The sequence below is a fragment of the Moorena sp. SIO4A5 genome, from assembly GCF_010672005.1.
In the GTDB taxonomy this organism is placed as follows: domain Bacteria; phylum Cyanobacteriota; class Cyanobacteriia; order Cyanobacteriales; family Coleofasciculaceae; genus Moorena.
Map to the genome: position 1 here is coordinate 1 of NZ_JAAHHZ010000133.1, position 15,639 is coordinate 15,639.

Annotated in this window: 17 protein-coding genes and 2 pseudogenes; 3 read left to right on the forward strand and 16 right to left on the reverse strand. The window is 43.4% G+C overall.

The window, feature by feature from the left end:
• Positions 1 to 431 precede the first annotated feature (431 nt).
• From F6K57_RS27965 to F6K57_RS28025, 13 genes are all read right to left on the reverse strand, one after another.
• Positions 432 to 1,541, reverse strand: coding sequence for a glycosyltransferase family 4 protein (locus F6K57_RS27965; RefSeq protein ID WP_364304350.1), 1,110 nt, complete (start codon positions 1,539 to 1,541; stop codon positions 432 to 434).
• 76 nt (positions 1,542 to 1,617) lie between these two features.
• The gene (locus tag F6K57_RS27970; protein ID WP_293019858.1) at positions 1,618 to 2,325 is read right to left on the reverse strand and encodes a PIG-L family deacetylase; all 708 of its coding nucleotides are present in this window, start codon (positions 2,323 to 2,325) and stop codon (positions 1,618 to 1,620) included.
• Between the two features lie 22 nt (positions 2,326 to 2,347).
• Positions 2,348 to 3,181: a class I SAM-dependent methyltransferase gene (locus tag F6K57_RS27975; protein ID WP_293019859.1), complete on the reverse strand. Its 834-nt coding sequence runs from the start codon at positions 3,179 to 3,181 to the stop codon at positions 2,348 to 2,350.
• Positions 3,182 to 3,193: 12 nt separating this feature from the next.
• A complete protein-coding gene (locus tag F6K57_RS27980; protein WP_293019860.1) occupies positions 3,194 to 4,258 on the reverse strand; it encodes a radical SAM protein in 1,065 nt (354 codons plus the stop codon).
• A 68-nt stretch (positions 4,259 to 4,326) separates the two neighbouring features.
• Positions 4,327 to 5,511 carry a DegT/DnrJ/EryC1/StrS family aminotransferase gene (locus F6K57_RS27985; RefSeq protein ID WP_293019861.1) on the reverse strand — a complete coding sequence of 395 codons (1,185 nt, stop codon included), beginning with the start codon at positions 5,509 to 5,511 and terminating at the stop codon, positions 4,327 to 4,329.
• Entirely contained in the window at positions 5,504 to 6,217 is a 714-nt protein-coding gene (locus tag F6K57_RS27990) for a sugar phosphate nucleotidyltransferase (protein ID WP_293019862.1), read from the reverse strand. The genes F6K57_RS27985 and F6K57_RS27990 overlap by 8 nt, the downstream gene beginning before the upstream one ends.
• Before the next feature lie 53 nt (positions 6,218 to 6,270).
• The gene (locus F6K57_RS27995; protein ID WP_293019863.1) at positions 6,271 to 7,248 is read right to left on the reverse strand and encodes a GDP-mannose 4,6-dehydratase; all 978 of its coding nucleotides are present in this window, start codon (positions 7,246 to 7,248) and stop codon (positions 6,271 to 6,273) included.
• A gap of 26 nt (positions 7,249 to 7,274) precedes the next feature.
• Positions 7,275 to 7,901, reverse strand: a complete 627-nt coding sequence (locus tag F6K57_RS28000; protein ID WP_293019864.1) for an HAD family hydrolase — start codon at positions 7,899 to 7,901, stop codon at positions 7,275 to 7,277.
• A 14-nt stretch (positions 7,902 to 7,915) separates the two neighbouring features.
• Positions 7,916 to 8,536 (reverse strand): SIS domain-containing protein, encoded by a 621-nt coding sequence (locus F6K57_RS28005; RefSeq protein ID WP_293019865.1) that lies wholly within the window; start codon positions 8,534 to 8,536, stop codon positions 7,916 to 7,918.
• 42 nt (positions 8,537 to 8,578) lie between these two features.
• Positions 8,579 to 9,286 carry a sugar phosphate nucleotidyltransferase gene (locus F6K57_RS28010; RefSeq protein WP_293019866.1) on the reverse strand — a complete coding sequence of 236 codons (708 nt, stop codon included), beginning with the start codon at positions 9,284 to 9,286 and terminating at the stop codon, positions 8,579 to 8,581.
• Between the two features lie 2 nt (positions 9,287 to 9,288).
• On the reverse strand, positions 9,289 to 10,500 hold the full coding sequence (locus tag F6K57_RS28015) for an iron-containing alcohol dehydrogenase (protein ID WP_293019867.1): 1,212 nt from the start codon (positions 10,498 to 10,500) through the stop codon (positions 9,289 to 9,291).
• 5 nt (positions 10,501 to 10,505) lie between these two features.
• Positions 10,506 to 11,789, reverse strand: coding sequence for a DegT/DnrJ/EryC1/StrS family aminotransferase (locus tag F6K57_RS28020; protein WP_293071664.1), 1,284 nt, complete (start codon positions 11,787 to 11,789; stop codon positions 10,506 to 10,508).
• Positions 11,786 to 12,556, reverse strand: a complete 771-nt coding sequence (locus F6K57_RS28025; RefSeq protein WP_293071665.1) for a glycosyltransferase family A protein — start codon at positions 12,554 to 12,556, stop codon at positions 11,786 to 11,788. The genes F6K57_RS28020 and F6K57_RS28025 overlap by 4 nt, the downstream gene beginning before the upstream one ends.
• 517 nt (positions 12,557 to 13,073) lie before the next feature.
• On the opposite strand from F6K57_RS28025, the gene F6K57_RS42185 reads away from it, so the two are divergent.
• Entirely contained in the window at positions 13,074 to 13,256 is a 183-nt protein-coding gene (locus F6K57_RS42185; protein WP_364304357.1) for a hypothetical protein, read from the forward strand.
• Positions 13,257 to 13,379: 123 nt separating this feature from the next.
• Here F6K57_RS42185 and psbU read toward each other — a convergent pair whose 3' ends face one another.
• The 3 genes and pseudogenes from psbU to F6K57_RS42195 all read right to left on the reverse strand — a co-directional run.
• Complete coding sequence (gene psbU, locus F6K57_RS28030; RefSeq protein WP_293020029.1) at positions 13,380 to 13,835, reverse strand: photosystem II complex extrinsic protein PsbU; 456 nt, start codon at positions 13,833 to 13,835, stop codon at positions 13,380 to 13,382.
• 256 nt (positions 13,836 to 14,091) lie between these two features.
• Positions 14,092 to 14,229, reverse strand: a pseudogene (locus F6K57_RS42190) (hypothetical protein); the annotation flags it as partial.
• Positions 14,196 to 14,285: pseudogene (locus F6K57_RS42195) on the reverse strand (hypothetical protein); the annotation flags it as partial. The pseudogenes F6K57_RS42190 and F6K57_RS42195, both read right to left, overlap by 34 nt.
• A gap of 114 nt (positions 14,286 to 14,399) precedes the next feature.
• Here F6K57_RS42195 and F6K57_RS28040 point away from each other — a divergent pair.
• Positions 14,400 to 15,038: a peroxiredoxin gene (locus F6K57_RS28040; protein ID WP_070396150.1), complete on the forward strand. Its 639-nt coding sequence runs from the start codon at positions 14,400 to 14,402 to the stop codon at positions 15,036 to 15,038.
• Between the two features lie 249 nt (positions 15,039 to 15,287).
• The coding region (locus tag F6K57_RS28045) for a pyridoxal-phosphate dependent enzyme (protein ID WP_293071667.1) at positions 15,288 to 15,639 on the forward strand (352 nt) is incomplete at its 3' end.

Below are 15,639 nucleotides of genomic sequence, written 5' to 3' on the forward strand. Positions count from 1 at the left end.
GTCTTTTTCACGCGCGTTATCGCTGTTCCAAGGCGTCACAACTCAGGTGGGGCTTCAGGGTCAACCTTTTGGGCATAAAACTTACCATGCTCTGTCTTAACAGTAAGTATACACCCGGATTTGATATAATCTCTCCCCTGGACGACTCACATGCCCGAATTGACTGGGGTTTGAGCTGGCTAGCACCACGCTCGTATTAATCTGGGTTTAATGCTTATATAGTAAGCATTCTAGCATTTTTAATAAAATCCCCCAGCAACACTGTCAACCTGCGGAATGTGGGTTATAAGATTTTTCATCGTCGCTGCCATTACAGTGCTGATGAAGTTAGGTGGGCTTCTAGGAAAATACTTGAATGCCTCTACAGTTTGAGAATTTTGTGACCAGGCTCGTGAGTTAAATGTTGTGTTAGTAACTGGGGAGAAATTTCTCTACAGGTCAGCTCGGCTCAAAACATCTTTGTAGAATTTAACGATAGTTTCTGCCATGAGTTTGGAATGCCAAGATTTTTCGTACACAGCTCTTGCCTTTTTGCCAGCATGCAGTAAATGTTCTCGATTATAGGCAATACATTTGATTGCATTCGCCAATGCTCTGGAATCTCCTTTTTCGACCAGCATGGCCCAATCGCCATCATTGACAAGTTCTGGTATACCGCCCACATTCGTTGCAATGAAGGTGCGACCTGATGCCATAATCTCGAGCAACGAAAGGGGAAGGCCTTCAAGCAAAGACGGCAAAACAAATAAGCTACACTGCTCGATCGCTTCATAGATATCCTCAACATAGCCATGTAAAATCACCGAATTCTCCAGCTCAAAGGCACGAATGAGAGACTCGACTCGGTAACGCTCTTGTCCATCACCGTATAAATGGAGCGTTATCTGAGAGTTTTCAGCCTTGAGCATTGCCATTGCTGCTAATAGGAATTCTAACCCTTTTTCCTCAGACAAACGGCTGATACAACCAATATGGTTAAATGCAGTCTCTGCAATTGGACTCATAAAGGTTTCCCAGGATCTATTCTGGGGAGGTAAAAAGGAGGGAATCACATGTAGAGGCTTGTTTTTGTCACGTAAACGCCAAATGTTACTTGCTGCCTGATAAGACATGGCAATCACACCCTGAACGTTCTGCAACACATATTGTTCATCTTTGCCCATCCACCAAACTGAGGGAGAAGCATTGGTGGTTTCTGTAACTACAATCGGAATGTTGTTATGCGCTGTATCTGTTGTATGTTGCACCCAGGCACAAGCTAAGGACTCCACCGGAATAAAGTGAAGGATGTCCCATGACTGTTGTACTAATAACGCTTGGAGAGTATTGAGTTTTTTGTCTAGGGAACCCTCGACATCTAAAGAAATAAAACGAATGTTTTGCTGTTGTAATTGTGCTGTAAAGCTAGGGTGAATGGTTCCTTCCGCGATCATAACCGTCACCTGGTGTCCCAACAGGTCTAAAGCCAGTGCAGTGGCCATGGTTAGGACCTCCGATCCTCCCATATGCTCGAGCCATTGAGTCACAATTACGATGTTCATGGATTGCCAATATTCATAGGTACACTTCTATGTACCTAGTGTACTAATTAGTTTGCAATGCTAATTGATTAAAGCGTCAGGTCTTCTGACGCCAAATACGTTCCACAGCCGTTCCGGCTACAATGCGCTGAGCATGAAACTTAACCCGCTCAAGATCTTCGGAAGAGACTTGTGAGGAATATAGTTGTAAATTTTGGAGCTTTTCTTCAAGGTGTTGACAGATGTCAATCATTTCTAACTCAGCAGCACCTAAGGTTTGCTGAACCCAGGTTTCAATTGTACTGAGTTCTTCAAACCCCGTATAGGGAACATCTTCATAAAAAATCTTTTCCAGCGAAGAAGTGGCTGACCATAACAAAACAGCTTTCTGCAGAATGATGTGATCGATATGGTTGCCAATTCCCAGAGGAACCCAAAGGCGTGTTACACCAGTTTGCGTGTTTAAAAAGGACTGAATAGCTTGAATACTTGCTTCCGCATCGGGATCCTGACGATAATCAGTTACAGTAAAGATTGTATCCAGGTTAGTATAACCCCGAAGTGTCACATCCTTAAGACCGATGCCCTCATGCTGAAGCCCTAACTTATTCGCGTAGGCGATATCCTCTGCATATCGAATATTGCAAATAACGGCCTCGGAGGATCCTGATTCCACACTATAGGGCGCATAAATGCTCTTTTGAAAAACAGTCACAAGCTTAGGTTCGTGACAATATCCTTTCAGCAGAAGACCACCAATCGAATAAGCAACATCATCAGCGTGGGCTGAGAGAAGTAAGTCCATACACGTATTTGAAGTTTTTCAACTACACTGTGCAAAATTCTAAAGACATCCCTGAGGTAAAGCTGGCTGGCTGCATGGGATGAAGACGCTTGTACACAGATACCAACCTTAGACCGACGTCTAAAGCAATCTTTTCTAGTTCTTCTTGATGGTACAATCGCTGTCGGAGTGTACGATAGACTGTGCGCTCAACTGTCCCATCAGGTGCAATCCATTCAAATATTTGGTTACTTGTCATGATTTGTCTATGGGGATCGTAATCTTCAGCTGAGCGCATGGCAACAGAGCGATTCCCAGAAGGGGTTGATACTTGATGAACAATCCCAAAAAAAAGCATTGGTTTAGCTCCGGCTTGGCTAGCTTTGGCCAGTCGTTCTTGACTGCGACCACGTAAATCTGTCATAAAACGTCCTCCTAGCTTAAGGCTAAGGGCAATATTCTTAAGGGCACTCCGTAAACTAGATTTGTCCAGAAAATGGGTTAGAAAGTCATCGACTGCGATCGCAACATCAACCTTCTTCCCATAGGAAGATGTCACAATATCCAGGGAACTGAGATGTAGATTATCTTGCAGGCTAGAGTGTCCTTCCTGGCTGAAACTTTTTAACTTGTCCTGGAAGAAAGAAATCATCTCTGGCGAGCAATCAACTGCGTGGACCTCATAATTACATTGAGCCAGAGGAATTGCTAAGCGACCTGTCCCACAACCAATATCTAAGATACGATGCTCTCCAGATTTCAGCGCCGACTGATAGTATTCAACCGTATCACCGCTATCAGCATCTCCAGAAGCAGAATCCAGTAATACTGGTTCGTAAAAGAGATGTTCCCAGGGACAGCAATATTTTTCCTGCATTGATTGCATCTCCTAAAGTTGTACTCGGTATTCTGACCAGTTCGGATCGATCATATCCTCTAGGTCCATATAGCGACGGTTGTAGCACCAATTACAATCACCACAGATTGCAATTTCCTGTCCCTGATTGAAGCGTGCCAAGTGCTCTTTCCTCAGTTGAACCATCTCGGGACCATTCCAGAAATCTTCGAAGCTTCCCTCACTCCAATTTGCAAATGTGAACTCTTCCACCCCATTAAGGTGATCACAAAATCCCATGCGTCCTCGACTATTGACATAAAGGTATTGCCAAGGATGAATACACAATTTTCTAACCGCTGGCTCATACACTTGTTCTTCAATCAATGAGGCAGAAAGTTCAATACGAGCCCCTGTTTCCTCAACTAGGGTTTTCAAAGCAGCTGTTTCTGCTTTCACGGTTTGGATATGGTACTTCAGATGATTTGGATCGCCATCACTGGTTTTCAAGGGCTCCAGCTTAAAACGGTCAATCCCAAGGTCGAGACCGATGTGAACAATATTCTTGATATCCAGCAAGTTCATACCACTGGCAGTAATGCAGAAATAAACTTGCTGCTTTGGATCTAACCCCGAAGTTTCTGCTGCTCGGATGATCTGGCGAACATTTGCCAACATTTTTTCTAGTTTTGCTCCTACTCGCAGCTGTTCATAGAGTTCGGGATCCGCTGCATCAATGGAAACACCAACAATCACCCCCGCTTCTCCAAGCTTCTGCCACAGGTGGGGTTTATTTACTGTTGCATTAGTGATCAATTTTTTCTGCAGTGGAAACCGCATAGCATAATCGAGATATGCCTCGAAATTAGGTAGTAGTGTACTTTCACCCCAACCGCGCAAATCGACAAAGCGGGCATGAGGAAAAAGTGCATCTGCAATCTCTTTGAACACCTCTAGCGACAGAACATCACCCGCAACGGCTGATTGTCGACACATGGGACAGAGAAGATTACACCGATCAGTTAATTCAATGTAAAGTCCCTGTGGATAATCGCTACAGTGAGCTGAAACTATTTGTGTTTGAGAATTGTTTTCGATTGTTTTGCTGATGGATAACATAAATTATCTCCTCAAAAAATGATACTAATTAATATGGAAAAGCCTTCTAACAGCCCTACAGTCATGACTTAGGCATCATTTGAATCCTCCAAAAGCGATATCCGGGAGGATGAAAGCAAATTAGAACAAACATAATTGACCTGATCTAATGTCATCGTTGGATACAGAGGAAGGGTTATCACCCTTTGAGAAAACGCCTTACTTTTTTCGACTCCAGAAGCTTCTAAATGTCCAAAAGCAGTAAAATTAGTAATGCAGGGATAATGTAGACTGGTTTGGATGCCTGCAAGCTTCAAGTCTTGAACAACACGTTCACGTGTACGTTGATCGGGTGCGACAATTGGCATTAAATGATAAGCTGAGTCACCAGAGAAATGGCGGAAAGGAATTATCCAATTAGACAATGAATCCAGCTGACTATAATAGGCATTCACGATTTCCTGTCGTCGATGATTATTGCTCTCTAGCTTTTGAAGTTGTGTGCGTCCTAAGGCAGCTCTGATTTCATCAAAACGATAGTTAAAACCATGTAGAACTACATCGTAAGATCGGGCGTGTCCCTTGTGGCGTTCCCAGGTTAGCGTAGTCATTCCGTGGGAGCGCAATAAGCGAACACGCTTGGCCAAATCGTCTTGATCGGTTGTGATGAGCCCTCCTTCTCCTGTCGCCAGGTTTTTATTACTAAAGAACGAGAAACAGGCAATATCTCCCAGTTGTCCCACTCGATGACCGTGAGGAAACCGAGCTTGTGAGTCCAGGTAGCGAGCACCCACTGCATGGCAAGCATCCTCAATCACGGCTAAATCATGGCGTTCACAGAGGGCTCGAAGGTCAGCCATGCGACAGGGATATCCTCCATAGTGCATAACGACAATTGCCTTTGTTTGCTGCGTAATTCGATGTTCAACATCTGTGATATCAAGGGTTGGTTCATCCAGGCTAATGATATCTGCAAAAATGGGGCGAACACCCACTGCAATAGCCGTGTTAGCCGCAGCAACAAAATTAAGCGCAGGTTGAATAACTTCGTCTTCTTTTCCTAATCCCAAAGCCAGGTAAGCGAGTTGCAGGGCAGCGGTACCACTCGAAACGGCGATCGCGTGCTTAACTCCCAAAAACGATGAAAACTCTTCCTCAAAAACTTTGACTTCTGGCCCCATAGACAGCCATTGCCGCTGGAGAACTCGCTGAATAGCCTTTTCTTCTTCTACTCCGTAATCCAAATCGCTGAGGGGAACTTTCCAGTTAGACAAGGTCAAATTCCTCCCGTTTCTCAGCAAATAAATCTTGGGCTTTTGCATAGTCATCGGGCCGACCAATATCTAGCCAAAGGCAATTGGCAGGATAAGCACAGACTTGCTCGCCTTCCTCTATTAGCCGTAAAACTAAGTCTGGGAGATCGAGGTATTTGCCATACTCAATATATTTAAGGACACGGGGCTCATAGGCATAGATCCCCATGCTGACCGGATAAGAGGTCTCTGGCTTTTCGATGTAGTCAATCACTTGATGGTGGTCATTCAGCTTCAAGACACCCAAATCAATCTTGACATTCCGAGTATAGCAGGCGATCGTAAGTGCCGCATTCTTATCTCGATGAAACTGAATAAGATGGTTAAAATTTAAATCAGTGAGTAAATCACCATTCATGACCAAAAATGTTTGGTCAAGATTTGGAATGAAGGATAACGAGCCTGCAGTTCCCGTTGGCTCTTCCTCTTCAACAAAATCCAGGTTTATTTTTTCTACCAAGCTATGTCGATGATCAAAGTAAGCCTTCACCAACTCTGCTAAATGGCCCAATGTTAGGGTAATGTTGGTAATGCCATAGCGAAGCAGACGGCGGATGAGAATTTCTATAATCGGAACATCACCTAGTGGAACTAAAGGTTTAGGAAAATTGACTGTAAAGGGCTTAAGGCGCGTGCCTTTTCCTCCAGCTAAAATGACAGCCTTCATTCCTGCGGTAAGATGGTGATCGGTACTTGAGCCAGACCCTTTCATACTACCTCTCAGACAACATAGTCTTGATTTCGATATTGAGCTTGGTGCTGTTTCATATATTCAGCAACCTGTAATAGTCCTGCTTCCAAAGACACCTGAGGCTGCCATCCTAATCGCTGTTTTGCATTTGAAGCATCACACAAAAGTAGATCAACTTCACTTTGCTTGGGACGTTGCCGTTCAGCCGTACTTATAATCTCAGCATGACTGTTTACGACCTTTAAGCAAGTATGGGCAATTTCTGCCACGCTCACTGCATTACCCTGTCCAAAATGGATAGTTTCTCCCTCGATACCTGATGCTTCTGATGCCAATAAGAAGGCTCTCGCAGTGTCCAATACAAAGGTTAAGTCTCGCTTGGGCGTTAAATTTCCTAAACGAATTGTGTTCGTTCCTGCCATAGCCTGAGACAGCACCGTTGGAATAATAGCCCGCGCTGACTGCCGAGGACCATAGGTGTTAAATGGTCGTAGGGTAACGACAGGCAAGTCATAAGTGCAAAAGAAAGATTCCGCAAGTTTATCAGCTGCAATCTTACTCGCAGCATAAGGAGATTGAGCCTGTAAAGGATGATCCTCCCTCATCGGTGTATAGAGGGCAGTACCGTACACTTCACTAGTTGAAGTAATAATAACCCGACGCACTGTTTTTTGTCGGCAGGCTTGCAAGATATTCAAAGTTCCACCTGTATTGGTTGCAAGATAAGAAGCAGGAGCGTGATAGGAATAGGGAATTCCGATCAATGCTGCCAGATGGAAAACAACCTCGCAATTTGCAACCAGATCTGTCACGAAGTAGGGATCGGTAATATCGCCTAGACAAACCTCTAGATTTTCTCGTAACTGAGGCTGAATGTCTTGAAGATGTCCCCAGCTGCCTTGACTATTGTAACGAACCAAAGCTCTGACTTGATGCCCATTCTGAAGCAACATCTCAACAAGATGGCTAGCAATAAATCCACCTGCACCCGTTACTAAAACTGTCATAGCTACTCTTTAGAAATTAGGTTAATCTAGAGATTAGAAGCTGAAATAGCGTCGATGATTTCATCAGGAGAGTCTGCAAGCAGCGAAGCATGCAAAATATATTTAACTGCATCCAGAAGATCAGACGCTAAATACGAAACTTCTGCAGCATTTGTCCATTCAGGTCGATAGAGATTAGATTGAATTAAACAACTTCCTTTGCAGCCAGCGTTGGCCCCTGCTAAAACGTCACTAATTGAATCTCCAATCATCCAACTTTGTGAAATTGAGAGCCCCATTTCTTGCGCAGCCCGCAGTAGCATGCCTGGCCCAGGTTTGCGGTCAATGTGCTCGATCTGCGTCAGGTCTGAAGTTTGAGGAACATGGGGACAGTAATAAATAGCATCAATGCCAATCCCTTGGTCGTGAAGTAGCATCTCCAGTCTGGCATGAATAGATTCTAAGCCCTTCAGACTTAACATCCCCCTTCCTACAACAGATTGATTCGTGACTACGACGCAAGCAAACCCAGCTTCTCGTAGCAAAGATAGTGCAGAAACAGCAGTGGGCTCTAACTCTACATCCTCAGGATTGCAGAGATGGTGAACATGCTTGATCAATGTGCCATCCCGGTCTAAGAAGATCGCTGGCTTAAGTTTTAACTGAGTTGCCATAAGAAGAATTGACCCTAAACATCAATCTTATCTTCAAATAATCCACAAATCTTCTGGCTAAACATATGTCCTAAAACGAGCTGAACATCTTCGATAACACCATAATTATTAGAGGGAATCGTAAGGTTCAAATCAGCCATTGAAGCAACTTTACCACCACCAAACCCGGTGATCGATATCGTTTTGATACTGAGATCTTGAGCAGTTGCACAGGCTTCTAAAATGTCAGGCGAATTACCTGAGGCCGTTAGCATCAATAAAAGGTCACCCGGATTGCCTGTTTCCTTAACCTGAAAACTAAAGATCTTTCGGAAATCAAAGTCATTGCCAAGTGCAGTAATAATCGATGGAGAGCCTGCCAAATTGAGAACTCGCAGCCGTGATTGATAGGTGCGAAAAGCACTAGTTAAGTCACAGTGATAATGGGATGCATTACTGGCACTGCCACCATTCCCAATGAGCAAAACCTGTGCCTGTCGTAATCCAACATCTGCAATGAGATGGGCGATCGCTTCAACCGTATCAAAATCCAAATTAGCGAGTACATCACTGAGTGTTTTAGCATATTTCCTTGGATTTTCAATTATCTGTCGAGGCCGATATTTGCTCTTTTTTATTGATGTAACAGGACTCATGATTTTAATATTTATTTTACAAGACTGCATTTATATTTCGAGTCAAAAAAATTGGGAAAAATCTTGACGAAACTGGTCTAGTCGGCTCGGGGTACCAATGTCATAAAAACGATGTTTACTCATAAAGGTTTGCATTGTTCCAGCGGATGCGAAATCTGGAAAAATATCTTCTTCTAAGCTAGCTGGAATTTTATTGGGAAAGTTATCTATATGGTTAAGATGTAAGACTAAAGCCCCTGCATCAACATATTCAAGTTTCAGATCGGGTCTATCTTTAATGTATTGCTGGAGAAATCCATCAGGGCTGACTCGAACATTATTGGGAACCGGCAGTTCACCTTGATTTGGATAGATTGTCATGATGGCTGTTTGATCGTACTGCTGAGAATGTTGAAACATCAGCGAGTAGTCACACGGCAGAAAAGAGTCACCGTAGACAACAACAAATACATCATTCAACTTTTCATAGGCATTGGATAAGCAGCCTGCTGTCCCTAATGGCATTGTTTCGACACTATATTCAATCTCAACATTCCACTTATGGCCATTACCAAAGTAATCTTTCACTTGTTCCCAGCGATAGCCAAGTAATAGCAAGATTGACCGAATGCCCTGTCGCTGTAGATACTGAATTTGGTACTCCAAGAAAGGATGTTCTTCAACTGGAGCCATAACCTTTGGCAAAGTATCTGTAAGAGGAGCAAGACGCGTTCCTCTTCCTCCTGCGAGAATAACAGCCTGATCAAACATGATTAGGCCTCCTGCATTGCTTTTGTTGAGACAGAACTGTGTGTTTGAGAAAATACATCAATATCTCTACGGGCTCGCTCTATCGCCGTGAGTATCTCAGCCTCATTAACACAGACTAAAGGTTTTTCATGAGTCATCGCAACCAGACCAATCGACCGCAATAAAACAAAGGGATGTTGTTCTAAACCTGAACTGAGATAGCCATGTTTGTTGTCCTTCCGGATCAGTTGGAGGGTTTTGTCAAAATCGAGGGTCTGTGGAAATTGAATCTTCGGATTAGCACCATGGAGTAGACGGTAGTGTAACCAATACTCCTCTTCACTTAACCATTCTCGATTTAAGGAGATGGCAGAAGCTACTAACATTCCTAATCCAACAGCAATCCCATGGGATAATTCACTGTGCTGGACCTCTAAAGCGTGACCCACCGTATGGCCATACTCCAGGGAAATCCCTATTCCCTTTTCATAAGGATCGATAAGAAGTAGCTTCTGTTTTGCCTTTATCCCGAGCAAAACTAATTGAATCCACGTGGAATCATTAGCTGGCTGCCTAATCAAGGAGACCAGCTTTTCTGTTTGTTCAGCATCAAAAACAAGGCAATTTTTGATTAGTTCATTGATGCCAGCAATAAGTTCTTTTTCAGGCAAAGTCTTCAAGAAATTGACAGAGACAAAACTAGCTTCAGGTAAGTAGTACATGCCAAACAGGTTCTTCCCACGCTGACCATTTACGGCCTGTTTGAGTGATAAAATTGAATCTGACATGGCCAGGAAGGTTGTTGGCATATGAACCATAGAAATGCCTCGGTAAAGCAGGCCTGCAACCATCCCAGCAATATTCCCTGCAAGCCCGCCTCCAAGGGCAATCACGATACTGCGGCGAGTTACCCCCGCTGCAATCGCCTCTTCTAAGAGACGATTAACTTGATCTAAGGTCTTTAATTTCTCAGAGGGTTTGACCAGCGCTTTACGCACTGAAAAATTAGAACAATATCGTGATTCAATGACAGTTCCATACAGTTCCCAAACACGATCATCTGCGATAAAAAATATTTGATCAGGATTCTTTTGTTGGCAAAACTTAATGCACTCATGATGTACATCTTGACCAATCAGGATGGGCATGTTGCGCTCGCCAAAGTTGAAGCAAACTTCAAGAAATTTGCTGCTTTTTAGCTGCTCACTAAAGTTCGGGGAAAGCAAAGTTTTCATAATTTCTAATTTATCCCAGAATAGATTTTGTGAAGTGCCGCTGCAATCATATCCATATCCTCACGGGGTGACAATAAAACAGAGTGGTGTAACAGTAATGTTTTTTCATGTACTTCTTCTGAAGAAGGAAGATGAAAACGTTTTTTGTCAACTAAACTTTTCACTGACTCTGACTGCTGAACCCAAGCTTTTTTCTCAGGAACGTACAGTGGATGACGTGATAGAGGAACATATGGTTGATGTACCCATGTTCCAAGCTCTGCTGAGAGTGCTTCCCCAACCCAGGCAACGGTTTTTCCCCGTAAAAATGTCTCATTTAAGAAAAAAGCAAAATGGTAATAGACTTCCTCATCATCTGGTTCGTGATAAGACGGAATAGAAATACCAGGCAATTGTTGTAAGAGCTGGGCAAGATAAGCTGCATTGCTTCTTCTCTGTTCATTTTGGGCTTTAAGCTTTTTAAGCTGGATCGTTAAGATTGCAAGCTGAATATCAGAAAGACATCGATTACGTCCACTAAGGACGTGGCCAGATTCCAGCAACTCTGTTCGTCCTAAAGTACGACCATCTTCGCCTGCTAAGAAACGTCCATCTGTACGAAAGCGATAAATTCTCTCGGCTAGGTCATCATCATTCGTGACGCAGCATCCTCCCTCCCCTGCAGTCAAAGGCTTACCCTGTTGCATGCTAAATGCTCCAACTTGACCGAGTGTACCCACGCACTTACCTTTCCAGCGTGCGCCATGGGACTGGGCGCAGTCTTCTATAATTGTTAAACCATGCTCTTTAGCAATCTGACATAGTGCCGACATATTGGCAATACGACTGTAGAGATGAACTACCAAAATTGCCTTAGTCTTAGAAGTAATCAGCTGCTTCACTGATTTGGGATCAAGACACATGGTCTTTGGATCAACATCAGCTAACACAGGAATCGCTTGCTGAGCCAGAACAGAATATGGACAAGCCACCCAAGTAAGCCCAGGCACAATGACTTCGTCCATCGGCTTAACATCACAAGCTTCCATCGCTAGCTCTAAAGCTGATGTCCCATGATCAGTTGGAATACAGTACTTAGCGCCCAGAAAGCTGCTAAATGCAGAAGCAAATATCTGTTCTTGTAAAGGTTTACCATTAGAGAATCCGCTGATGGTCCAACGCCCACTGCGTAATACTTTAATAACTTCCGATTCAGTTTCTGCATCGGATTGAGGCCATTTGGGCCACTGCCTTTCGAAGATAGGGGTTCCTCCATCAATGGCTAACCTGCTAATTTGACGAACTATCATATCGAATATCGATAATTGTCATCTGAATTGGAAACTCCACCCAAATAGTATTTAACAGTAGCTTGTTGACTGCAAGCAAACCGAAAATCAATATTTAAGATTTTCTTTAGAATCTTGTCATCTTCTCCTACCTGATTATCCAGCTCTTCTTGAGTGAATTCTGCATTAAAGCCAATACGCAGCAGTGATTTAGTCCTGAACAACCACTCATTCATATCTACCGTTGCTACATTTCGAGGATCGTCTGAAACTCGAGGACCATCATACACAACAGCATCTCCCAAACGGATAACTTCGTTGTCTACACACCATTTATAGAGAAGAGTTGCAGTCTTTGGATCTGCATGCCAGGGATAATAATCCCCTTCAAAAAGAGAACCGTCAGGGTGGAGTAGAATCCTCCAAGAGTAGGCAGCATCTAGTTGCTGCTCTTGAATACAGTGCAACAAACTACTTAGATGATTAGGCAAAAACTCATTATCGTCATCTAGAAAACAGACAAAAGGTTCCTGGATTTTTTCTAGGGCAGACTGACGTAGTTTAGCCATGCGAGGAGAGGAGTGCTCGTGGTAGGGTACATCTTCAATGGCTACCCACCTGACAAGATCTTTGATTGGTTTGAGTACTGGGCTAGTTTTTAACTCATTAACTCGTTCTGAAAAGACATAATGTATTGTAGGTACTTGCTGTAGTCTGACGCTATTGATGCAGCGCTCTAATTCTCTGTCTCGATCTACACAAAATGTAATAACGGCTACAGTTAACATGTAGTACAGCCCTTTTTAGATGCGAATAAAGCGACGTAAGCATAGTTGCCAAGAAGCTAGACCTATCCTAGATCTGTATGCGTTTAAACCCTCTAACTTTAAATATTTCGTTAGATTTCTTGAATTCGCCAATACTGTGACCATTTATGCAACTTTCTCCTGGGGGGGTGATATCATGTCCGGTTAAATACTTATACTAAGCGTCGAAAGCAAGGCAGAGGGCAGAAGGCAGAAGGCAGAAGTAAAAAAGTAAGGTTTCAAGGGTAATGGTTTTTTATAACTAATTATCCGAACATAATATGATATGCAAGCTGAAATCCTTACTGGGTAATAATTTCAGCCCATAAGTTACAAAAAGATACATTCTGTTTTGGGCGCTCCTTTGGACGTAGTTATAATGGTTTGAGCTTCCAGAAAATGAATCGAGAGTTAATTTCCGACTGTATCTTCCCTGAGTTCATTGGCCTCAAAGCCTTATATAGCAAGCTTTTAATGGATAATTTCACCCCCTCAGCTAATCAAGACTTATTGGCTGAACTACCAGGGCAACAGAACATACTATTATCAGCTCAAACCAGGCCAAGGTTATACTCAACAAACCTATGTAACTCATCCTTGGGTAATTACAGATAATCAACACAACTGTCTCGGAGTTTATTACCTTGACGGACAAGCACGTACCGTCAACTATTCCAGCTAGTTTTTGTGCTCAGCTGAGTTAGAGCCCTTTAAACCCTGGATTGATCTAGCTAAGCGCTTTGCGCTCAGCTAGAAAAGCTTTATCTGGAGACAAAAAATTTAAAGCTAACCACCAATGGCGTTATTAGTACACGCCAGGATTAACGCGATCGTCGCCCGCATTATAAACTTCTGAGGTCTTAGTCACGGTAAAATTACCTTTATCAATTTCCTTTTGTAACTTTTTCTTCTGCTTTGCGCTGAGTCCCTTAATGTTCAGAACATCTTCTACTGACTCGTAGGGAGCATTATCAGCAATCTTACGAGCCAAGTTTGGGTAGAATCCGCGATATTTGCGAAACTTACGCAAAGGAGTATTGTTCAGGTCAGTCTTCTTACCAAACTCGGTGGCTAACTTGCGATCAGCCGCATTGCTCCGGGAACGAGCGATTAAAGCGGTAGATGAGGGCAACGTTAAGTTATTTAAAGAAAATGTGTCTGCTGAAGACATAGGGGAAGCGATCGCATTTTGGGGTAAACCTAAGCACCCCAAGCTAAGCACTAAGAGGCATAACACTGCCAGATGAACCAATTTTTTCATCATAAAACTCCTTACTTACACAACACAGCACTAAGAGAAATTAATCTCTGTGGGTTTAGTTTAATTTTTGTTTCTCATCATCTCATAATATCGAAGTCCAGACACAAGACCTAAACTTTTTCGAGAAGACGATTCCCACCCTAGTTCATTGACAAATGTTGCTTTGTAAGCTATGAGCTATGAGCTATCAGCTATCAGCTATGAGCTATCAGCTATCAGCGTGTCGCGTATCAGCTATCAGTTATCAGCTTAAGCGCTACGCCCACGCTACGGGAACAGCTAAAGGCCTTGGCCTATGGCCACGCTTTGCGAATGGCTGACCGCTGACCGCTGACCGCTGACCGCTGACCGCTGACCGCTGACCACTGACCGCTGACCGCTGACCGCTGACCGCTGACCGCTGACCGCTGACCGCTGACCGCTGACCGCTGACCGCTGACCGCTGACCACTGAATAACGAATTCCTAAGCAAATCCTAAAATAGATCTAAAAGCTGAGGGATAAACCTGACTTTTGTGGGACGATAACTATCCTGAGAAGAACAAATAGCAACAGGATTTAGCCATGACTCTACGATTGGGGGATACCGTACCCGACTTTACTCAGAATTCTAGCGAAGGTGAGATTAATTTGTATGAATGGGCAGGAGATAGCTGGGTAGTGCTGTTTTCTCACCCAGCCGACTTCACCCCAGTTTGCACCACCGAGTTAGGTATGGTTGCTAAACTCAAGCCCGAATTTGAGAAGCGCAATGTTAAAGTGCTAGCCTTGAGCGTGGATGATGTTGACTCCCACAAAGGCTGGATTGGAGATATCAACGAAACCCAGACAACAACGGTCAACTACCCGATTTTGGCGGATCCAGATAAAAAGGTGTCTGACCTTTACGATATGATCCACCCCAACGCTGACAATACCCTAACCGTACGCTCTGTTTTCGTCATCGACTCACAGAAGAAATTGCGGTTGGTTTTAACTTACCCTGCTAGCACCGGTCGTAACTTTGACGAAATCCTGCGAGTGATTGACTCCCTACAGTTGACCGATGACTATAAAGTCGCTACTCCTGTTAACTGGAAAGACGGGGATGACTGCGTTATTGTACCATCCATCAAAGATCCAGAAGAGTTGAAGGAACGGTTTCCCAAAGGATATGAGGTAATTAAGCCCTATCTGCGGATGACACCCCAACCTAACAAGTAATATCAAGTCTGGTTGAATACCCATAATAAAAGTGTGGGGAGATGGGGAGATGGGGAGATGGGGAGATGGGGGAGATTTTTATTAAGGGTAATTATCCTGACATGATATAAAATAATTATCAGGTCTGAAGGATGAAGGATTAAGGATTCTTCATCCTTCATTCTTAATTCTTCATTCTTAATTCTTCATTCTTCATTTTTAATTCTTAATTCTTCATTCTTTATAATTTGTAATTTAAACTTGATTGAAATGGATATCAAAGCAGATTTTGTTGATACAGTTGGGAATACACCACTGATTCGGTTAAACAGCTTTAGCGAAGAGACGGGTTGTGAAATCCTAGGGAAAGCGGAGTTTCTCAATCCAGGAGGTTCTGTAAAAGACCGAGCTGCCCTCTATATTATTAAAGATGCAGAAGAAAAAGGCTTACTCAAGCCTGGGGGTACAGTTGTTGAAGGAACCGCTGGCAATACAGGCATTGGTCTAGCCCATATCTGTAATGCTAAGGGATACAAGTGCCTGATTATTATCCCGGAAACTCAATCCCAAGAAAAAATGGATACCCTCAGAACACTGGGAGCTGAAGTTCGCCCAGTGCCAG